Annotated in this window: 25 protein-coding genes; 21 read left to right on the plus strand and 4 right to left on the minus strand. The window is 51.9% G+C overall.

Annotated features, from left to right (window positions below):
* Positions 1-98: 98 nt before the first annotated feature.
* Both PAT9B_RS26990 and PAT9B_RS26995 read left to right on the plus strand, forming a co-directional pair.
* On the plus strand, positions 99-977 hold the full coding sequence (locus tag PAT9B_RS26990; RefSeq protein WP_013512459.1) for a LysR family transcriptional regulator: 879 nt from the start codon (positions 99-101) through the stop codon (positions 975-977).
* A gap of 290 nt (positions 978-1,267) precedes the next feature.
* Positions 1,268-1,579 carry a cupin gene (locus PAT9B_RS26995; RefSeq protein WP_013512460.1) on the plus strand — a complete coding sequence of 104 codons (312 nt, stop codon included), beginning with the start codon at positions 1,268-1,270 and terminating at the stop codon, positions 1,577-1,579.
* Positions 1,580-1,903: 324 nt separating this feature from the next.
* On the opposite strand, the gene PAT9B_RS27000 is transcribed toward PAT9B_RS26995, so the two are convergent.
* Positions 1,904-2,455: an NADPH-dependent FMN reductase gene (locus PAT9B_RS27000; protein WP_013512461.1), complete on the minus strand. Its 552-nt coding sequence runs from the start codon at positions 2,453-2,455 to the stop codon at positions 1,904-1,906.
* Positions 2,456-2,670: 215 nt separating this feature from the next.
* On the opposite strand from PAT9B_RS27000, the gene PAT9B_RS27005 reads away from it, so the two are divergent.
* Positions 2,671-3,291: a LysE family translocator gene (locus tag PAT9B_RS27005; RefSeq protein ID WP_013512462.1), complete on the plus strand. Its 621-nt coding sequence runs from the start codon at positions 2,671-2,673 to the stop codon at positions 3,289-3,291.
* Positions 3,292-3,405: 114 nt separating this feature from the next.
* On the opposite strand, the gene PAT9B_RS27010 is transcribed toward PAT9B_RS27005, so the two are convergent.
* The gene (locus PAT9B_RS27010; RefSeq protein WP_013512463.1) at positions 3,406-4,056 is read right to left on the minus strand and encodes a GntR family transcriptional regulator; all 651 of its coding nucleotides are present in this window, start codon (positions 4,054-4,056) and stop codon (positions 3,406-3,408) included.
* 83 nt (positions 4,057-4,139) lie between these two features.
* On the opposite strand from PAT9B_RS27010, the gene PAT9B_RS27015 reads away from it, so the two are divergent.
* The gene (locus PAT9B_RS27015; RefSeq protein WP_013512464.1) at positions 4,140-5,342 is read left to right on the plus strand and encodes an MFS transporter; all 1,203 of its coding nucleotides are present in this window, start codon (positions 4,140-4,142) and stop codon (positions 5,340-5,342) included.
* Positions 5,343-5,382: 40 nt separating this feature from the next.
* Entirely contained in the window at positions 5,383-5,973 is a 591-nt protein-coding gene (locus PAT9B_RS27020; RefSeq protein ID WP_013512465.1) for a cysteine hydrolase family protein, read from the plus strand.
* Positions 5,974-6,037: 64 nt separating this feature from the next.
* Here the strand turns inward: PAT9B_RS27020 and mntP are convergent, their stop codons facing one another.
* Positions 6,038-6,610, minus strand: a complete 573-nt coding sequence (mntP, locus tag PAT9B_RS27025) for a manganese efflux pump MntP (RefSeq protein WP_013512466.1) — start codon at positions 6,608-6,610, stop codon at positions 6,038-6,040.
* 826 nt (positions 6,611-7,436) lie between these two features.
* On the opposite strand from mntP, the gene PAT9B_RS27040 reads away from it, so the two are divergent.
* The 8 genes from PAT9B_RS27040 to PAT9B_RS27075 all read left to right on the plus strand — a co-directional run bounded on the left by PAT9B_RS27040 (position 7,437) and on the right by PAT9B_RS27075 (position 13,432).
* Positions 7,437-7,646 carry a YdgH/BhsA/McbA-like domain containing protein gene (locus PAT9B_RS27040; RefSeq protein ID WP_013508023.1) on the plus strand — a complete coding sequence of 70 codons (210 nt, stop codon included), beginning with the start codon at positions 7,437-7,439 and terminating at the stop codon, positions 7,644-7,646.
* A 123-nt stretch (positions 7,647-7,769) separates the two neighbouring features.
* Complete coding sequence (locus PAT9B_RS27045; RefSeq protein WP_013508022.1) at positions 7,770-7,985, plus strand: YdgH/BhsA/McbA-like domain containing protein; 216 nt, start codon at positions 7,770-7,772, stop codon at positions 7,983-7,985.
* 246 nt (positions 7,986-8,231) lie between these two features.
* Positions 8,232-8,909: a GntR family transcriptional regulator gene (locus tag PAT9B_RS27050; RefSeq protein WP_013512468.1), complete on the plus strand. Its 678-nt coding sequence runs from the start codon at positions 8,232-8,234 to the stop codon at positions 8,907-8,909.
* Between the two features lie 240 nt (positions 8,910-9,149).
* Positions 9,150-10,058 carry a transporter substrate-binding domain-containing protein gene (locus tag PAT9B_RS27055; protein ID WP_013512469.1) on the plus strand — a complete coding sequence of 303 codons (909 nt, stop codon included), beginning with the start codon at positions 9,150-9,152 and terminating at the stop codon, positions 10,056-10,058.
* 27 nt (positions 10,059-10,085) lie between these two features.
* Positions 10,086-10,817 carry an amino acid ABC transporter permease gene (locus PAT9B_RS27060; RefSeq protein ID WP_013512470.1) on the plus strand — a complete coding sequence of 244 codons (732 nt, stop codon included), beginning with the start codon at positions 10,086-10,088 and terminating at the stop codon, positions 10,815-10,817.
* Between the two features lie 3 nt (positions 10,818-10,820).
* Positions 10,821-11,513, plus strand: coding sequence for an amino acid ABC transporter permease (locus PAT9B_RS27065; protein WP_013512471.1), 693 nt, complete (start codon positions 10,821-10,823; stop codon positions 11,511-11,513).
* Positions 11,514-11,542: 29 nt separating this feature from the next.
* Positions 11,543-12,766: a PLP-dependent transferase gene (locus PAT9B_RS27070; protein WP_013512472.1), complete on the plus strand. Its 1,224-nt coding sequence runs from the start codon at positions 11,543-11,545 to the stop codon at positions 12,764-12,766.
* Positions 12,767-13,039: 273 nt separating this feature from the next.
* Positions 13,040-13,432 carry a nuclear transport factor 2 family protein gene (locus PAT9B_RS27075; protein ID WP_013512473.1) on the plus strand — a complete coding sequence of 131 codons (393 nt, stop codon included), beginning with the start codon at positions 13,040-13,042 and terminating at the stop codon, positions 13,430-13,432.
* 66 nt (positions 13,433-13,498) lie between these two features.
* Here the strand turns inward: PAT9B_RS27075 and PAT9B_RS27080 are convergent, their stop codons facing one another.
* Positions 13,499-14,416 carry a LysR family transcriptional regulator gene (locus PAT9B_RS27080; RefSeq protein WP_013512474.1) on the minus strand — a complete coding sequence of 306 codons (918 nt, stop codon included), beginning with the start codon at positions 14,414-14,416 and terminating at the stop codon, positions 13,499-13,501.
* A 137-nt stretch (positions 14,417-14,553) separates the two neighbouring features.
* Between PAT9B_RS27080 and PAT9B_RS27085 the strand changes: the two genes are divergently transcribed.
* From PAT9B_RS27085 to PAT9B_RS27120, 8 genes are all read left to right on the plus strand, one after another.
* The gene (locus PAT9B_RS27085; RefSeq protein ID WP_013512475.1) at positions 14,554-15,108 is read left to right on the plus strand and encodes a VOC family protein; all 555 of its coding nucleotides are present in this window, start codon (positions 14,554-14,556) and stop codon (positions 15,106-15,108) included.
* 12 nt (positions 15,109-15,120) lie between these two features.
* Positions 15,121-15,576 carry a hypothetical protein gene (locus PAT9B_RS27090; RefSeq protein WP_013512476.1) on the plus strand — a complete coding sequence of 152 codons (456 nt, stop codon included), beginning with the start codon at positions 15,121-15,123 and terminating at the stop codon, positions 15,574-15,576.
* A 164-nt stretch (positions 15,577-15,740) separates the two neighbouring features.
* Positions 15,741-16,490: an SDR family NAD(P)-dependent oxidoreductase gene (locus PAT9B_RS27095; RefSeq protein ID WP_013512477.1), complete on the plus strand. Its 750-nt coding sequence runs from the start codon at positions 15,741-15,743 to the stop codon at positions 16,488-16,490.
* 179 nt (positions 16,491-16,669) lie between these two features.
* Positions 16,670-17,497 (plus strand): alpha/beta fold hydrolase, encoded by an 828-nt coding sequence (locus tag PAT9B_RS27100; protein WP_013512478.1) that lies wholly within the window; start codon positions 16,670-16,672, stop codon positions 17,495-17,497.
* A 207-nt stretch (positions 17,498-17,704) separates the two neighbouring features.
* Positions 17,705-18,178 (plus strand): hypothetical protein, encoded by a 474-nt coding sequence (locus PAT9B_RS27105; RefSeq protein ID WP_013512479.1) that lies wholly within the window; start codon positions 17,705-17,707, stop codon positions 18,176-18,178.
* Between the two features lie 203 nt (positions 18,179-18,381).
* On the plus strand, positions 18,382-18,591 hold the full coding sequence (locus PAT9B_RS27110; RefSeq protein ID WP_013508023.1) for a YdgH/BhsA/McbA-like domain containing protein: 210 nt from the start codon (positions 18,382-18,384) through the stop codon (positions 18,589-18,591).
* Between the two features lie 123 nt (positions 18,592-18,714).
* On the plus strand, positions 18,715-18,930 hold the full coding sequence (locus tag PAT9B_RS27115) for a YdgH/BhsA/McbA-like domain containing protein (protein ID WP_013508022.1): 216 nt from the start codon (positions 18,715-18,717) through the stop codon (positions 18,928-18,930).
* A 467-nt stretch (positions 18,931-19,397) separates the two neighbouring features.
* The gene (locus PAT9B_RS27120) at positions 19,398-20,246 is read left to right on the plus strand and encodes a TonB family protein (RefSeq protein ID WP_013512480.1); all 849 of its coding nucleotides are present in this window, start codon (positions 19,398-19,400) and stop codon (positions 20,244-20,246) included.
* Positions 20,247-20,250 lie beyond the last annotated feature (4 nt).

Consider the following 20,250-nt stretch of genomic DNA (forward strand, 5'->3'; position numbering starts at 1 on the left):
GACTGTTGCCCGTTGTCGTTGATGTGAAGTATCTGCTAATGTCCGGGGGTAATGGCAGACAGCTAAAAACCATAATTGCTATTCCCAGGAGGAATGACATGGATCGCTTTCAGGCAATGCAGATGTATGTTCAGGTGGTGGATGCGGGATCATTTTCTGCGGCGGCACGTATCCTTAATATCGGTCAGCCCGCGGTGTCCAAGACCATCGCTCAGCTGGAAAAGCATCTGGACGTGCGTTTATTGCTGCGGACCACTCATGGATTAACGCCGACAGAGGCGGGGCAGCGATTCTATGAGCGGGTGCGGATCACCCTGCAGCAGGCTGAAGAAGCCGAAATCGCTGCAAGGGGGGCGGATAAGGGGCTGACAGGGATTCTTCGGGTTGCTGCGGCACCGACCTTCGCCAGATTGCATGTCATTCCGCACCTGGCAACGTTTATGGCACAACATCCAGAGCTGCAGGTAGATATCATGCTCGACGATCGCCCCATTGATCTTATCTCCGAAGGTATTGATATCTGCCTGCGCATGGGCACTTTGCAGGATTCAGGTGCGGTCGCGCGTAAGCTCGCCACTTCACGCCGCTCTGCTCTGGCTACGTCAGAGTATTTGTCCCGGTACGGGTATCCTCAACATCCTCGTGAGCTGAGTCAGCATGAGGCACTTATTTTCAGCCCGTTAAACGATACATGGCAGTTCAGTCGTAAAGACGAAGTCGAAAATGTCAGTTTACAAGGGCGACTTCATCTCAGCGCAGCGGAAGGTATTCGCTCAGCCGTTCTTGCGCACATGGGGATTACCGTCGCGTCAGACTGGATGTTTTCCGAGGAGATTACTGACGGAACCGTTGAGCGTCTGGTGAGTGACTGGACTTTACCCGATATTGATCTGTGGGCGGTTTTTCCCGGCGGACGAATGGCCACAGCAAAAGCGCGTCAGTTTGCCGCGTTTGTTGAATCCCTGTTCGAAGCATGATGTTTCCCTGAACTCACCGTGGTCACTTTGGTCTGTTGAACGTTATTTAACCGGCGTTGCCACAGGCAGCCTTTCATGCGGATATCAGGCTTTTATTCACAGGCTATTGAGCCGGATATGCACGCTGATTGTGGATAACTGCCATGAAATGTTTAACGCGTCGCTCAGGGGCTGAAGCGGACATAACGGTGACAGATGCGGACAAAAGAGGGTAACCGTCTTGAGTCTGACTATCCCGTTAGGTCACCCTGTATTGACGAAGTGAGTCCACTTTTATCAAAGGGAAAAAGATGAGGTTTTATAGCAGCAAGGAATTTACCGGCTCTAAAGCCTGGGAATCATTACCTGTAGCGAGTTTTGATAATACCAGTGTGAAGCTGCACTGGACGGATCAACCTTACAAGTGGCATATCAACGACGGACATGAAGTCTTTGCGGTGATGGATGGCTGCGTTGAGATGTTTTATAAAGAAAATGGCCAGGTAAAAAGTAAGATGCTGCATACGGGTGATATTTTCTACGCCAGTGAAGGGACAGAACACGTCGCGCATCCACAAGGCGCAGCGCGGGTGTTGGTTATCGAAAAAGAGGGATCTGTTTAGACACATCACAAATGATGTTCCACAGCGGATTCATACCCAGACTCTGAAGAGGGTATGCTGGTGGACAAGGCCCCAATGTCAGGGATTTATCCTGCTCGCCGTTTTCTGGCAACCTCACTTACACCCCCTCGATAAATCCATAATTGTTTTCAACAGAGAGTGATGACCAAATCATTGCCATAGTGGCGGGTTGAATTCTCCATACAACCAGTTAGCGTATGAATTTTATTGAGATGTTGCGTTGCCAGGAGAAGATTGCGTGAAGCGAATCAAAGAACAAATCAGGGAATTGCTTCACATAGTGAAGCAATGCCCGGTGCCGGTTCAGTCAGTTTCTGCTATTGCGCTCTCAATGTTGCGCCATAGGTCGGCCAGCCTTTGGCATACCTCTGCATTTTCGATTAATGAAAATTCTGTGGATTCAGGTAGCACATAAGGCGTAGCAAGCGTCGCTCTGGGACAACATTGGTCAGGCAATAGCGCGCCCATTACGGTTAATGTTTCAGCAAGCTGTGAGTGGGCCAGATGCGCTCTCACAGACAAGTTAGGCAATGCCAATGGCTTATCCAGCAATTCACCGCTGCTCACGATCCAGTCGAGTGCATTTTTAATCACCCCGGTAACACCGTGTGCGTATTCCGGGCTGGCTAATAAGATCAGATCTGCTCTGGAAAGTGCTCGTCTCCAGTGGTCCACCGCCAGGTTCTCGGTGTTTTCATTATCGACGTTAAAAAGCGGAATTTTATCCAGTGAATCATATATTTCGAACGTGATACCCGCAGGGCAGAGAAGGGACATAGCCCGTAAAAAAGCGCTATTGAGAGAAGCAGAACGAAGACTGCCAGAAATGCCTAAGACATATTTTCCATCACGCATTGAAGTCGCTCCCTGAAATTTTATCTTATTTAATATTGAACACCACTTAGGCTACAAGTGAAAACCGTAACATCTCCCTGGTTCTGTCCGCTAATGGCACAGAGTAAACGGGGTTAACGGCTGCTATGAGCGAGGAGCAGATCTTTAAAAATGATATTTAATGGATTGATTGCAGAGAACTAAATGATTAGCATCTTCTCTTTCGGACAAAGAAAATGACTGTTAACGATTCCCTCTTCGCATTCTCTCTCGCAGCACTGTTACTTACCCTGACTCCCGGCCTCGATACGGCACTTATTCTGCGCACCGCTTGTGCTGAGGGCGGTAAAAAGGCTTTTCACGCTGCACTTGGCATTGATGCTGGCTGTTTTATATGGGGCGCGCTGGTCGCGTTAGGTCTTGGCGCTCTTCTGGCGGTTTCAGAGATGGCTTACACTGTGCTCAAAGTTTGTGGCGCTGTCTACCTGAGCTGGCTGGGCTTACAACTCCTGATACGTCCCCGAGCCTCTTTCAGTGATGGCGATGACAACAACGGTTCTCAGAGGAACTGGTTTATGAGAGGAATGCTGGGCAATGTGCTCAATCCCAAAATGGGCATTTTCTATGTCTCTTTTTTGCCGCAGTTCATACCTGTCGGTCACTCACCTTTGATATGGACTTTTATTCTGGTCAGCATCCACGTGGCGATTGGGACTATATGGTCAGTCACGCTCATTTTATCCACGCATTTTGCGTCAGCATTATTGAAGAAAAGCCGCGTTGTCCAGGTGATGGACAGAGCAACAGGGGGCTTATTTTTATGCTTCGCGGCTAAACTTGCTATAAGCACGAGATAGCCTTGGGTTAGCTGTAAACGTCCGCTCTTGGCACGAAGCTGCCAGAAGTAGGGCCTTGGTCAGCTATGAGCGAAAAGCGGATCTTTCCATTACTTTCTCCAGTTCACCAAATCATCAGGATATAACAATTCCCCGTGCTCTCAGGCTACGTCTGCTTGAATTGATGACCTCCAGCAGGCGTGAGTGGCTTTCGCGTAGATGCCCGGAAAGTAATTCCGCCGCTTTTTCAATGTCCTGCGATCGAAGCGCAGCGATTATTGCATGATGATCATCCCAGGCGGGGTTGGATGGCGCGTTGTCGAGCCATCGGGCCCGTGAGAGGCGGCGCAGGGCATCACTTACCCCCTCGATAATAAATGCATTCTGACAAAGGCGGGCCAACTGGAGATGGAATTGTGTTCCGGCATCATGCATCGCCTCTTCAGAGGTATCACTGGCCTCCACTTCGAATAGGGCTTCCAGGCCATTTAGTTGTTCTTCCGTGATCCTGCTGGCTGAAAGTTTTAACGCGGCCACTTCCAGCACTTCCCGATATATACACAATTGTTCCACTTCACTGACATCGATCGGTGCCACCGTCCAGCGTATTCCATCACGGCATACCAGCCCCTCGGACTCCAGCTTTTGTAATGCAGCACGTACCGGCGTTCGTGACGCGTTAAACGTCGCTTCAGCCCAGCGTTCCGTAAGTCTTTCTCCCGGGCCCAGCTCCATGTTGAGTATCAGTTTTCTTAATTGGTTTTCAACGTCTGATGCCTGGCTCATGACGACAATGTCCTCCTGGATTGACAGTAAATTGCGCAATCGATATTGTATACCAGTTTGGTATACCAAAAAAGAGTGCTTTTATGACCCAAATTTATAACAGGTTTTGGCTGCGAAACCTGATCGTTTGCTTTATTGGCTCGTTCTCAACCGTCTTTGCTATGACCCTGATGCTGCCGTTTTTGCCCTTGTATGTCGAAGAGCTTGGTGTTCGTGGACATGCAGCTGTTGTCCAGTGGTCTGGTGTGGCATTTAGCGCAACTTTTATCACTGCCGGGTTGATCGCGCCCGTCTGGGGGCGACTGGGTGACAAGTTTGGACGCAAGTCGATGCTTGTCAGAGCCAGCCTGGGGATGGCGATGACTGTTTCGCTTATGGGGGTGGTGACAAATATCTGGCAACTCGTCGGACTGAGGTTGTTAGTTGGTCTGGCCGGGGGCTATTCATCCGGAGCGACCATTCTCATCGCAGTCCAGGCTCCCAGAGAACGTGCCGCGTGGGCGCTGGGGATTGTTTCATCCGGCGTAATGGCTGGTAATCTTGCGGGCCCACTTGCCGGGGGATGGCTGCCGGGGCTGATTGGTATCCGCTCCACGTTTCTTTGCGCCGGTGCACTGATATTTCTGGCTTTTATCATGACCCTCTCTTTCATCCGCGAAGAGGTGCCAAAACCCGTGGATACTGCAGCCAAAACGCGAGTGAGCTGGTCGGAACTGCCTGCCCGCTCAGTGATTATCTGCATGCTTTGCACGGGCCTGTTACTGATGCTGGCCAATATGTCGATAGAACCCATTATTACAGTCTATGTACGCACCTTAGTCAGCGATGCCTCTCAGGTGACAAAAGTAGCGGGATATGTGATGGCTGCAGCGGCCCTGGGAAGCATTATTTCCGCCTCCTGGCTTGGGAAACTGGCAGACAGAAAAGGACATATGTTCATTATCACGCTGGCACTGGCTGCGGCTGGTTTGTTGCTGATCCCACAGGCATTTGTCTCATCAGGCTGGCAGTTGATTGCTCTGCGCTTCCTTATGGGGCTGGCGCTGGGTGGGTTACTGCCCTGTATTGCGGCGGTGATACGTCATCGCGTACCAGAAGGAATGGTAGGCAGCATCCTCGGCTATTCGGTTGCCGCGCAGTTCGCAGGCCAGTTCATCGGGCCGCTGCTCGGAGGGGTGGTCGGCGGTCATATAGGAATGCGAGCTGTGTTTCTGGCAACCAGCTGCATCCTGCTGCTGGGCGCGGCCTGGAATCTCAAAATACATCGCCAGTCAGTTCCACACTGACTGACTGCTCTATCTTTCACCTGTAAATTGCGGAGATCTCATGACAACTCAACTCAATAATATCCATAAAAACAGCGCATTGCTGGTAATGGACTTTCAGGCGGTGATTCTTAATCACTTTCTCCCGCAAGATCGCGCTGGTGACGTTATTCGTAATACTGCATCGCTGATAGCCTCTGCACGCGCCGCAGGCGTACCCGTCATCTACATCAGTGTTGGATTTCGTCAGGGCTATCCTGAGGTCAGCCAAAACAACACGATTTTCTCGGCGATCAAAAACAATGGAATTTTCATAACCGGCAGCGAGGGTGCGGCCATTCACACTGCTGTTGCACCGGCAGAAAATGAGGTCGTCATCATTAAACGCCGAATTGGTGCTTTTTCATTTACCGATCTCGAGATGATTCTTCGCGCGCAAGGCATCGAAACCTTGATCCTTGCTGGTGTCACTACCAGTGGCGTGGTGCTTTCTACAGTCGGGCAAGCTTTTGATCTGGATTACCGTCTGGTGGTTGCGAGTGATTGCTGTGCCGATCCGGACCATGACATCAACTTGTTTTTACTCGAAAAAATCCTACCTCAACACGCTATTGTGGCCCGTTCATCTGCAATATCAGACGCCTGGGCATAAAAATCTGAGTATTTGGCCGTCGCAATAACCACAGGTTACCAGTGATATCTGACCAGGAACGAGCTTAGTTCAGCAGACCCAGGTGCTCGACAAGGATTGAACTACCGATGGCAATCAGTACCACGCCGCCGAGGATTTCTGCCCATTTGCCGAACTTCGCGCCGAGAAAACGGCCCAGCAGCATGCCGCTGGCGGCCATCACCGTGGTTGCGGCACCGATTGCCAGTGCCGTCACCACGATGTTCACCTGCAAAAATGCCAGGCCAACGCCCACGGCCATCGCATCAAGGCTGGTGGCAATGGCGGTCGTCACCAGCAACCAGAATCCATGGCGGCGCGGTGCCTCTTGCGGCTCGTCAGTTTCTTTGCGGATGCCTTCAACGATCATACGAGCGCCCAGCACAAACAGGAGCGTAAATGCGACCCAATGATCCCAGCTCATGATGAATTGGCTGGCAGCAAGACCGATTCCCCAACCGATAACGGGTGTAATGGCTTCAATAACGCCGAAGATCAGGCCGGTGCGCAGCACCTCTTTGAAAGGAGGGCGGTGCAGTGAGGCACCTTTACCAATGGCGGCGGCAAAGGCATCCATCGACATGCCAAAGGCCAGAATGATCACAGCATAAAAGCTCATAACTGATTCCCGGGTGTGCTTTCAAATCGGGGAAAGCGTGAAGTTTTTTAAGAGGTCGCTATCGTGCCACAAAACAAGAAATAAAAAAACCTTAAAATTCAAGATGTTATAGCTATGGCTAAGTTTGATAGCCAAGGCTATAGCTGCTGTCGAATTAACCTTATCGATAGTGACACTGCATAGAAGGACGGATGCAGCTAAAACCTTAATAAACGCATAAGCCATTGCTGCTTTTCACTCACGCGGTGAGGTAGAGTGGTATTTCCCATTATCCGCATCTCTTGCTTCTTCGCAGATAAGGTTGCTGCCGGGTTAAACGTGTTCCAGTTAAAGGCAAAAGGACTCGCATGATCTACTGTGCGGGCAGAAATGATAAGTGAGGGAATGATGAGAGACTTACTTGAGCTGATTGCTGACTTTTTTATCTACTGGCCAACAGGAAAGAAAGGAAAAACGTTAAAGAAGAAGAGGTCCTCAGATCTGCAATATCGGCCTGTTTGTAAGATTGTACAGACGGAGCTGACGCGTGAGAACGTCAAGACGCGGGGCGAAACGTCCAAAAATTGATGCTCCGTTGCTTATCGACAAAGGTCCGGGAAGCCTGTCATGCGTACCTGTGCTATACCGGATTATCAACCCTGATTGACATTTTCCTTCTCCTTCGGAGAGGGAAAATGGGGTCAAGATCTTCAGATTAATCCATATTCAATTTTTTTGAATTATATCAGCAAATCCCTCAGCTTTTCCTCGCCGCCCGACAGGTCTATTCTCTCTCACATCGAGGCACAACGCCTCACCGACTAAACAAACTTCTGAGGAAATGACCATGAAATCTATCAAAACTTTCGTTGCAGTTGCGGCCCTGTCACTGGTTTCTTTCGGCAGCTTTGCCCAGAGCATTACCGCTTCCGCTTCAACCCTGGACGGCGCAGAAGCCAAAATCGCCGCGCAGGCAAAACAGGCAGGTGCTTCCTACAAAATCACCGGCGCACGCGTAGACAACGGTGCTTACCTGTCAGCGGAACTGACTAAATAAGGTAATAATTAGCAAGATCACAGTTATCGCACTAATTATCAATAATGAAACGATAACTGTAGTTATTATTACTTTCATCGAAGGCGCACAGCCTTCCAACCAGACAAATTAAGGATTAAGACCATGAAAACTATCAAAGCACTGTCAATCGCCGCTGTAGCCGCTCTTTCCCTGATGTCAGCAGCCAGCTTCGCGCAGAGCATCTCTGTGACCTCTTCAACGCTGGACGGTGCGGAAGCGAAAATCGCTGCACAGGCAGCTCAGCAGGGTGCACAGTACAAAATCACTGAAGCGAACACCAATAACCGTGTTCACATGACCGCAGAACTGTACAAATAACGGATAGTCGTACAGTGAAGTGCCGGGAAAGGTCGCCATAGAGCGGCCTTTCTTGTTTTTGTATGCCGCTCAACGGCAAATCAACAGTTCCTCCACACCAGCAATCAGCGCAACTTCTGCCGTGTTTCCCCAAGCATACTGAAACAGCAGGGAGTTGAAGCCAATTGACCCGTTACATTATGCTGGCAACATTGCCAGCGTACCCGACTCAGGGCCGCCTAACCTCCATTGTATAAAAAGGTCCTTATGAACAAAGGAATGCTTATTTCACGCACCACCCTGCACAGTGAAATAGCAGATGCTATCCGGGAGATGATCGTCAGTGGTGAACTGGAACCCGGTGACAGAATCCCGGAAAAAGATCTCTGTGAACGGTTCGGGATATCCCGCACGCCGTTGCGGGAAGCACTTAAGGTGCTGGCGACTGAGGGCATGCTGGTGTTGCTGCCACAGCGCGGTGCGCGCGTAGCGACCCTGACCGATGAAGAACTGAGTGAACTGTTTCCCATCATCGCCAGCCTGGAAGGACTGGCGTGTGAACTGGCCTGCGTGCAGATAACTGACGAAGAAATGGCGCATATTGAACAGCTGCATGCCGATATGCTGCGAAGCTACCAACAGCAGGACAAGCTGGAATACGCACGCTTAAATCGGGAAATCCATCTCGCCTTATTCGATGCCGCACGCAATCAATCGTTGGTGACCTTCTACCGCAATCTGGAACAACGTATCCGTAATATCCGCCACACCGTGCGTCAACTGCCTGATGACTGGCGGCTGGCGGTGCAGGAGCATGAGGAAATCATGGTTTGCCTGCGCGCCCGTGAATCCGCTCGTCTGGCGCAAACCATGCGTCAGCACGTGATGAATACCGCCAACGCGGTCCGTAATGCTGTAAACGCCAGCCGACTCACTTCCGAGTAAAGATTGACGGCGGGGTCGCTCGCCGTCAGCACATCTCTACGACTTTCCCTGACTTTGCCGCCTGGGCATGCTGCTGCCTTTTGGCAATATGAATTCATTATACATTATTAATTTTCGTTGACGAAAACTTCACCAACGATTCATTCTGACGTCCAGCGCTTACGTCATCTGTTCCCGTTGGTGCATGGGAACAGCCAAATTCACATTTGATTGCAACATTTGGCCTGGCACGGAGAAACCATGAAACCCTATCTGCCCCTGTTCACCGTATTCACCCTGGGAATGCTCGCTTTGCCGGTTGCGGGCGAGGAACTTAACGGAACACTGAAGAAGATTGCCGATAGCGGAGAAATCGCCGTCGGGCATCGCGATGGCGCAGTGCCTTTTTCCTATTACGATGACAAGCAGCAGCCAATCGGCTACGCGATGGATATCTGCGGGGCAGTGGTGGATGCAGTCAAAGCCAAGCTGAACAAACCCGATCTGAAGGTTGATACGATGGCCGTGACCGGTGCTACGCGTATCCCGTTGCTGGCCAATGGCACCATAGACATGGAATGCGGCACCACAACGAACAACGCGGAACGGCAAAAACAGGTCACTTTCTCCACGACGTATTTCGTTGCGGCGGTTCGCATCATGTCCAAAAAATCGGCTCCGGTGTCGGATATGGCCGAACTGAAAGGCAAAGCGGTGGTGACGTTGGCTGGCACTACCAGCGTCAAGATCATCAACGATGCTAACAATGCTCAACATCTGGGGATGCGCATTCTATTGGCGAAAGATCTGGCTGAAGGGATGCTGACGCTGGAAACCGGTCGTGCTGCGGCTTTCATTTTCGACGATGTCTCCCTGGCGGGCGCTCGCGCTACAGCCAAATCTCCCGACGACTACCAGATCTCTGAGCAGCCGTTATCAGTAGAACCCTATGGCATCATGCTGCGCCGCGACGATCCGCAGTTCAAAGCGTTGGTGAATGCTGCTATTGAGGGGCTGTATAAAAGCGGCGCTATCAACGCCATCTATGACAAATGGTTTACCCAGCCGATTGCCCCGATGAATGTAAACATGAACTTCCCCATATCGGCACAGTTGCAGAAAGCCATCGCTAACCCGACCGACGATCCAAACCCCGAGCTGTATCGTTAAGCCGTAAAGTGTGGGAAGGAAATACACATGAACTACCACTGGAACTGGGCTGCCTTCTTTGATGTGTCACTGGACGGTGCACATAGCTGGTGGGAAACGCTGGTCATGGGGTTGGGCTGGACCGCTGCCACCGCGGTCGGTGCTTTCGCCATTGCGTTGCTGCTTGGCTCGCTGGCTGGTGTCCTGCGGAACTTACCATCACGCGGGCTGAACGGCATGGGCAGTGCCTTCGTCGAAGTGTTCCGTAATATCCCACTGCTGATGCAGATGTTCCTGTGGTACTTCGTGTTGCCGGAAGCATTGCCCCGTGCGGCTGGGGATTGGCTGAAGCAATTGCCAAATGCCCAGTTCTACACCGCGGTATTATGCCTCGGTTGTTATCACGGTGCGCGCATGGCGGAAGTGGTGCGCGCCGGGCTGGAGAGTTTGTCTAAAGGCCAGCGCATGGCCGGGCAGGCGTTGGGGCTGACGCTGCCTCAAACCTATCGCTATGTCCTGCTGCCGGTGGCGTATCGCATTGTAACCCCCGCCATTACCTCAGAATTTCTCAGCTGTACCAAAAATACCTCAGTGGCGCTGGCGATCGGCCTGATCGAGCTGACCGGCAGCGCCCGTGCCATGCAGGAAAACACATTTCAGGTCTTCGAGGCGTTCAGCGTCGCTACGGTGTTGTATCTGCTGCTCAATATGGCGATCGTCTTCGCGATGCGCGGCATCGAAAAGCGGGCGGCGCTGCCGGGCTTTGGAAAAAAAGGATAGGTTATGCTGTCGGGATTTGACATTCAAAGCATCGTTAGCGCGCTGCCCTATCTGTTTATGACAGGTATGCGCTTCACCCTCAGCCTGACACTTTGTGCCACGGTAATTGGCATTGTGTTCGGTACTGCTCTGGCCATCATGCGTCTGTCCCGCTTCCCACTGCTGGTGATGCTGGCTTCCAGTTACGTCAATCTGATGCGTTCATTGCCGCTGGTGCTGGTGATTTTCTGGTTCTACTTCCTGGTGCCTTACCTGCTTCAGTGGCTCACCGGTTCCTCGTTTCCGGTCCGGGTAGATCCGTTCTGGTCATCGGTGATTACCTTTACCTTGTTCGAAGCCTGCTATTTCTGCGAAATCGTTCGCTCGGGAATCCAGTCGTTGCCGCGAGGCCAGAGCAGTGCCGCGCTGGCACTGGGTCTCACCCCCGCGCAGTCTCTGCTTTACGTGATATTGCCGCAGGCGATGCGCAACATGCTGCCGCTGTTCCTGACGCAAACCATCATTCTTTTTCAGGACACCTCGCTGGTCTATGTCCTCTCGATCACTGATTTCCTCGGCGCTGCCGCCAAAGTAGCCCAGCGCGACGGCCGTCTGCTGGAGATGTACCTGTTTGCGGCGGCGGTCTATTTCCTGATCTCTTACGGCGCTTCGTGCGGCGTGCGCTATCTGCAAAAGCGCATCTCCATCGTGCGCTAACGCGATATTTCAACCTGACGGATGTTTCGATGACTGTACCCCACAATAATGATTACGCCCTGCATGCTAACGATCCTGACGCTCTGCTGCGCGAGTCGGCGGCACGAACGGAAACGTTGTTAAATGGCCGTATTGTGCTTTATGCCGGGGCGAACCTGCCCAGTCCGGCAGCGATGGCCGCCTATGCTCCAGGGTTAAGCGCTTATCCGGCGATGGGGCCCGCTTTCAGCAAGGAGCAGCCAGATACCGGGCTGGTTTCAACACTGGAAGTCGCACTGGAGCAAGAAATCAATGGGTTGCTTGGTTCTGCATGGGCGGAAACCCGATTGCCCAATTGCACTACCGCTAATCTGGCGGTATTCCACGCTTTCAGCCAGCCGGGCGATTTGCTGCTGGCCCCGGATGCGGCCCATGGCGGACACCTGAGCCAACGCCGCAACGGTACGCCTGCTCTGGCTGGCTTGCGGGTGGAGGAATTGCCGTTCGACGCGTCAAACTGTTGTCTCGATGCGGTAGCGGCAGCGGAACAGGTCCGTCAACGACGACCCGCCATGGTGATGTTGGGGCGCTCTGTCATGATCACACCCGACGATGTGGAGCCAGTAGTAGAGGCGGCCCGTGCAGTCGGTGCCATCACGGTGTTCGATGCATCTCATGTGCTGGGCCTGATTATCGGCGGCGTATTTCCCAATCCGCTGGCAATGGGCGTCGATATTCTGACCAGCTCCACCTACAAAACGCTGCCAGGTCGACCGCACAGCATCATCGCCGGACGTGATGCCGCACAGGGGAAACACTTAGCACAACTCATCGGACAGCGGTTGATTGCCAACGCCGATGCAGGCTGTCTGCCGTCATTGCTGGTCACGTTGCAAGAAGCCCGTCAGGAAGGTGTCGGTTACGCTCAGCAAATCTGCCGCAATACAACAGCCATGGCTGAGGCATTGCAGGGGTTTGCTGTGACGGTCACCGCGGCGAAACCCGGGCAAACGGCTACCCACCAATTGCTGATACCCATGAGCGATGTAATGCCAGCCAGCGCGGTGATTGACCATCTGGCCCGTCAGGGTGTGCTGGTGGGTACCTGCAATGATCCCCTGGCTCCCGGTAGATTCGCCCTGCGAGTGGGCACCCAGTTTATGACCAGACAGGGATGTGACGAAAAGGATTTCGAGGTATTTGCCCGTCGCCTGGCGGCGTTATTGGTGCGCGACCCGGATGGGCGTATGGCTTGTCTTCCTGAAAACGGATAAACGGCGTCCCTTCGTTGGTTGTGAACCTCCGGTGAGAACAACATGGTGGTTTATCACCGGAATACACAAATACTCATTTACTCAAAAACTCATGGAGACAGGCATTTAGCGGTAGAGGTAGCTGCCAATCCCCACTAAAGTGACGATGTCACTTTTTGTTGCGGTCACTGTTGGCCGATTAGCCGTATTCATTGTCCATATACGGATACTTTGCACCATCCGGCTTTCTGTATTCTGTGACGACGAGACCTTGTCTGTGTCAAAGGAAAATACATGAAAACGCATCGTCAGATTGTCGTTGACGCCTTAACGGAAATTGTCAGCAACCCAATACATGATGAAGTGAAAATCGCGTCATATTTTTCGCCTGCCTATCAGCAATATGTTGATGGCAAGCATATGGATTACCGCGATTTCATCAAACATATGGCAGTGCTGAAAACGTTGACGCATCAGATGCAGGTAACAATGCTAAGCATTGTTTCTGAAGGAAACAGGGTCTGCACGCATCATCGCGTTAAGGTTGAAAAACACAATGGTGCACGCAGCGAAGTGGAGGTGATGGCACACTTCACGTTGGCAGCAGATCGGATTGTCCGATGTGATGAATTAACCCGTCAGATATCCGGTGATAAGCGTGATCATGATTTGGGCAGCAGGATCTAAGCTGTCAACGAAGCCTTGCCCATCATTTCATCATTGCAATGATGGGGCGGCGGAATGAAACATTAGTCAGTCCTGCCAGCGCCATTCAGGCTGACTGAGATGTTTGGCAAAAAAGTCCGACAGTGCTTTTACCTTAAGCGGGCGGCTGCGCGATGTCGGGGTAACAAAGTAGAGCCCTCCCTGGGTCATCGACCACTCATCAAGCAGATGCACCAGTCTCCCGTCTTTCAGATACTCAGCGGCAATAAATTCAGGCAGTTCGGCGATACCCAACCCCGCCAACAGCGGCGGCAGCAGCGCGTCGGAGTTGGTTACCCGCAACGGGCCGTTCGGCACAATATCTTCCTGCAAACCAGACGAGTGGCTAAACCGCCACACCTGGCTTCGTGCCCTGTAGGCATAGCTGAAGCACTGCCGGGCAGACAACTCACGCGGATGCTGCGGCATACCGTGTTGTGCGAGGTAAGCCGGTGACGCCACCAGATACTGCGTCACCGCACACAGCCGGCGTGCGACCAGTGAGGAATCCGGCAGCGACGCAATACGCAATGCGGCGTCAAAGCCCTCCGCGATCAGATCGACTGACGCATCGGACAGATGCAGATCCACGCTCAGTTCCGGGAACTGGCGAATAAGTTCTGGCATCAGGGGGGCAACCCACCGCAGTCCAAATGACATCGGGACGGCCAGCCGTACCTGACCGCGTGGTTGTACTGCCAGATCGTGCGCTTCGCTTTCCATTTCTTCCGCCTGGCGATACATCTCCGAGGCCTTGGTAACCATGCTCTGACCAAACTCCGTCAGAGCCAGCTGGCGTGACGTTCGGTTAAACAGCCTGCCGCCCAGTCGCTCCTCAAGCCGTGCCACAGCGCGGGAAACGGTCGGTACGGATACGCCCATCACTCTGGCCGCAGCAGCAAAAGAACCTTCCTCTGCCACCTTTGCGAACATCGCGAGTCCTTCAAAATCGGGAAATTTGTTCATTTCAAATTTGCAATGATGAGTTTCAAATCATTCTATTTTGAAAATCACCTTTCGTCGATATGCTTTTCACATCGCGATGACAACCGTTGTCGCCCGGGACTCAGATTCGGGTCATTAACGCATTACAGGGATAAAAAATGAAAACCAACCGCATCGCTTCAACACTGTTTGCTTCCTCTCTGTTACTGGGAGCGGCCAGCGTCGCTGCACCGGCCTTCAGCGCCAGCCAGCCGCCGCTGGTCACGATTTCCGGCGTGGATCATGCCGGGATTAACGTCCCGGATTTGGATAAAGCCATCGCATTTTTCCAGACCACTTTCGGCGCGACACTGGAATCAGACATCACCCCGGGAGCCATCCCGGATGCGTGGAAAGCGGCTTTTAACTGGCATCAGTCCAGTGAACTTAAGCGTTTTGTCATGATGCGCCTGCCGGATGGCACCGGTGTGGAACTCTTCCAGTATCGGGGTGAGTTAATCGGTCATGAGCGTCCTCATCAGGATGATGACGCCGCGACGCACATCGCGCTGAAAACGCATGACGTACAGACCAGCTATGCAGCCATCAAGCAAGCCGGGCTGAAAACCCTGAACGAGCCAGTGACAAACGCCGATGGCACCCAGTGGTTTTACTTCCTGACGCCGTGGGGCTCGCAGATTGAGCTGGTTGGCAAAGTGAAAACATCAAACTGACAGGACACTGAGATGAAAAAGATATTTACCCAAGGCTTACTCCTGACCGCTTTGCTGGCAGGCACCTATAACGTATTTGCGGAGAACACCACCATGAACATCACCACCACTGAGACGGTTCCTGCGGGTTTGCAGCAGCTGATTGATCGCCACTTTGCCATCTGGAACAACACCGATGCCACTGAGCGGGCGAAAGGTTTTGCCGGTGTCTATACATCTGATTTTTTCGTTGCCGATTACGACGGACTGAATAAGGGGGCGGAACGCGTGAATGCCGCCATCAGCCGAGTGCAGTCAAAACACCCTGGTTTTATCTTTACCCCGGCTCCCGTCGAGTGGAATCACGGCATTGCCCGTGTGACATGGGGCTATGGCCCGAAAGATAACCCTTACCTGGTGCGGGGGGAAGATGTCATTACCGTCAGCGGCGACAGGCTGTCGAGCGCCCGTGTTTTTCTCAGCAAATGATGCAGTACGGGCAATCATTATCAATTATCCACCTGTGTGAAGAGTGTTTTTCTGATTAGTGCGTTTTTCCGCACTGATTAAAGACGTTACAGTGCTTGCCGGACGTAATAGCCGGGTTTTCACTGTAATTCATTGATTAAAAATTAATATTAAGGGGTTACACCATGAGTAAAAAACTTTCGGACAAAATCGCGTTAGTCACAGGCGGCAGCTCAGGTATCGGCTTGGCGTCAGCGCAGGAGCTGGCAGAGCAGGGCGCGACAGTGTATATCACGGGCCGCCGCCAGGAAGAACTCGATGCCGCAGTGGCCTTAATCGGGCCGTCAGCAAGAGGGATTCGTGCTGATGCCTCGGTATTAAGCGACCTCGATACTGTGTTTTCGACCATCGCCAGCGCGTCAGGCAAACTGGACATACTGTTCGCCAATGCGGGTGGCGGCGACATGATGCCGCTGGGCAGCATCACTGAAGAACACTTTGACCGTATTTTCGGCACTAACGTGCGTGGCGTGCTGTTCACCGTTCAGAAGGCGCTACCGCTGCTGACAAATGGTGCTTCCGTGATTCTTACCGGTTCAACAGCCGCGACGAAAGGCACCGCCAACTTCAGCGTTTACAGCGCAAGTAAGGCTGCGGTGCGTAACCTGGCCCGTTCCTGGGCGCTTGATCTGAAAGACCGTGGTATTCGCATCAATGTGGTCAGCCCTGGACCGATCCGCACGCCAGGCCTGGGAGGGCTTGTCCCGGAAGAACATCGTCAGGGGCTGTTTGACATGCTGGCCGCTGGCGTACCGCTGGGTCGCCTTGGTGAACCAGAAGAAATTGGTAAAACGGTCGCGTTTCTGGCGTCTGACGATGCGAGTTTTATTAACGCGTCTGAAATCTTCGTTGACGGCGGACTCGCTCAAATTTAACTCGTACACCCGCTATTTAATTACTGCTCCGAAGCAATTTATACGCTTATCGGCCGCATAGCCTTGCGTCATAAATGCCAGAATGAATGTTCGATGTACGTTAACCAATTACGGTCGGAATTTATTTATGGCATGACGTCAGGCGGGAATAACCTGCACATCATTAATGGAGAATGACCATGAGCTTTATTACTACATCTGACAAAACCCGTATCTTTTATAAAGACTGGGGTGACAAAAATGCCCAGCCAGTTATTTTCTCACACGGATGGCCACTCAGTTCTGATGCATGGGACGGGCAAATGCTCTTTCTGTTGCAGCAAGGTTACCGGGTAATTGCACACGATCGTCGCGGACACGGTCGCTCAGATCAGCCAGCTTACGGCAATAATATGGACACCTACGCCGATGACCTGGCAGCCCTGCTGGATGAGCTGGATATTAAAAATGCGGTGCTGGTGGGTCACTCGACCGGGGGCGGTGAAGTTGCTCACTACATCGGTCGCCATGGTGTAGGCCGAGTGGCTAAAGCCGTACTGGTGGGGGCGGTGCCACCGGTCATGGTTTCAACGGCACAGTGGCCGGAAGGGACTGATATCTCGGTATTTGATAACATTCGTCAGAGCGTGATGGATAACCGTTCAGACTTTTATCTCAACCTGGCGATTCCTTTCTATGGCATGAACCGGGAGGGTGTGGCGATCAACGAAGGTCTGCGCCTGAGCTTCTGGAATCAGGGGATGGCGGGATCGATTGTCGGCCAGTACGCCTGTATCAAAGAGTTCTCTGAAGTGGACTACACGGAAGACCTGAAAAAGATTACCGTTCCGGCGCTGGTTATTCATGGTGATGACGACCAGATTGTCCCCATCGCTCATTCAGGCATCCTTGCGGCAGATATTATTCCCAATGCTGAGTTGAAGATTTATGTCGGTGCGTCACATGGCCTGGCAGCAACGCATCAGAACCAGCTTAATAATGATCTTCTGGCATTTATTAAATCCTGAATCAGGAATGCTTACTACCTTATCCATCGATAGGGTGGTAAGCGTATTTATTTAAATGCATTTGATTTGCTATCCCCACAGGTTACAAGCCCCGCTATAAACGACTTAAAAATTCGAGACAGAACTACGAACCATGGTTAAAATGGACGCGCTTACATCATTTAAAAGCAAAATTTTATCGGGATGATAACCTGGCAGGGTATAAAAATGAGAACCGCTTCCATTCTTTTCGCTTCAGCTTTGCTATGCCTTTCAGCTACACAAGTACAGGCAGAGACCGGCTCCGGACTTCCAATGAATCAAGTTTATCTGGGAGCAATCCATCTCCCGGATTTCAATGGAAGAGACAGTCAATACGCCAGATTTAAAACAAGAATTACCAACGAAATGAAGACCGGACCAAATTTTGCGGGCCACTATGCCATCGTGACTGTTGGGTGCGGCACCAGTTGTAACTTTTCCTTTGTGGGGGACGTAGCGACAGGTCAGGTCTACACCTTTCCTTATGGCGGGGAACAATACTACATGCTTCAGTTGCGATACGGGGTTAAAGATAACTCTGTATCGGTAAGATGGGTAGAAAACGAAGTATGTAATTCTGACTACATTAGCTGGAATGGTCATGAGTTCACTTCTACTGGCAAAACTGTCCTCGGGGCAAGAGAAAAGTGTGACTATTAACGCGTAGTGATCACTCCCCTCTCCGTATCCCTGTTCAGAGAGGGGGAAACTTTTCTGCTCCCTTCTGTCGCATAATATTCATTCAATATTTTTGAACTCTATCAGCAAAACCCTCAGCTTTTCCTCACCGCTCGACAGGTCTATTCTCTCTCACATCGAGGCACAACGCCTCACCGACTAAACAAACTTCTGAGGAAATGACCATGAAATCTATCAAAACTTTCGTTGCAGTTGCGGCCCTGTCACTGGTTTCTTTCGGCAGCTTTGCCCAGAGCATTACCGCTTCCGCTTCAACCCTGGACGGTGCAGAAGCCAAAATCGCCGCGCAGGCAAAACAGGCAGGTGCTTCCTACAAAATCACCGGCGCACGCGTAGACAACGGAGCTTACCTGTCAGCGGAACTGACTAAATAAGGTAATAATTAGCAAGATCACAGTTATCGCACTAATTATCAATTATGAAACGATAACTGTAGTTATTATTACTTTCATCGAAGGCGCACAGCCTTCCAACCAGACAAATTAAGGATTAAGACCATGAAAACTATCAAAGCACTGTCAATCGCCGCTGTAGCCGCTCTTTCCCTGATGTCAGCAGCCAGCTTCGCGCAAAGCATCTCTGTGACCTCTTCAACGCTGGACGGTGCAGAAGCGAAAATCGCTGCACAGGCAGCCCAGCAGGGTGCACAGTACAAAATTACCGAAGCGAACACCAATAACCGTGTTCACATGACCGCAGAACTGTACAAATAACGGATGGTCGTACAGGGACGTGCCGGAAGAGGTCGCCGCAAGGCGGCCTTTTTCGTGTTGCCTGTACGGCAGTGATGAATTTTCCCACCATCAACCTTGCCTACCCACTACTCGATCCTCGTTCAGTTTTCTCGCGGCCACCACTTACCAGGGCTGAATACCGGTGAGATCCGTCGCTACCCTGCCTGTGCAATGAGGGCGGGTATCCGCTCAGGTTTTGAAGCCGCAGTCCTCGCTCATGGCGCATACGCGAACCCCCGCAAATCGTAAGGATCAGAGATTTTTTACGCTTTATTGATAATGAAATTGTAAATCACTCTCATTATTGTTAGTGTTCGTATCAAATTCTTACAACTCTTATCTGACATAACAGATCCTGGATACAGGTCACGGGTTTTGACAGTCATGTGCCAGTAAAACTCGCCAGAGGCAGATATTGGGCAGTGCATTTAGGGGCAGGGAAGGTTTTGCTGACATCTGATTATTCTGTGAAGTCGTCAGGTACGGCTGGGTTTTTGACTCAGTCGCCTTGGTTCTCGCATCGCAAAGCCCTCTCAGTTTGTTCCTCGGTTGCGGCACATCTCTTGCTTTTGGTGTTACTGGCGAGCTTCCGTAACGCACCCTTGCCGATAAAGAACGAGGCGGGTCATGCCGGTAATCAAATCTCCGTCGTAAATTTGAATCAGGCGATGTTGCCGGTTGTTGAGCCGCAGCCTTCTTTACCAGAACCGCAGGTGACGTTGCCCAAAACCGTTGTCGTCAGCAAGGCAGAGATTGTCGTTGAAAGGCAAAAGCCCGCCACGCAACATCCGCCGGTAAAAAAAGCCATGACGACAGAAAACCAACCTGTCAGGCCGCGCCCGGTGGTGAAACCCGTGTTACAGCCAGTAACCACGGATATGCAACGGCAAGCGGAACCCGCACCACAGAAAGCAATATCTGAGTCGACGACCGCCACGGTTACCTCTGGCAGTGGTGGCGATGCCGCACCGGGTGGTGAAAGCACCTCCGGCCATGCCGCGAAGGGGGCTGGCAATGCAACTACGTCCAGGGTTCGGGTGCTGAACCGTCGGGTCAATTATCCTGCCCGCGCTCGCTCAATGGGCGTAGAAGGCCGGGTGAAGGTGCAGTTCGATATCAGTGCGTCTGGAACAATAAAAAATATTCAAATTCTTGCTGAAGATCCTGCGGGTGTATTTAGCGGCGATCTGCGGCGGGATATTACACGCTGGCGCTATGACATTACTGGTGAAGTTAAAAACCAGATTGTTACCGTTATTTATAAGTTAGATGGGCGTATTCAGGTCATAAACTGAGTTT

The organism is Pantoea sp. At-9b, from assembly GCF_000175935.2.
GTDB lineage: Bacteria > Pseudomonadota > Gammaproteobacteria > Enterobacterales > Enterobacteriaceae > Pantoea.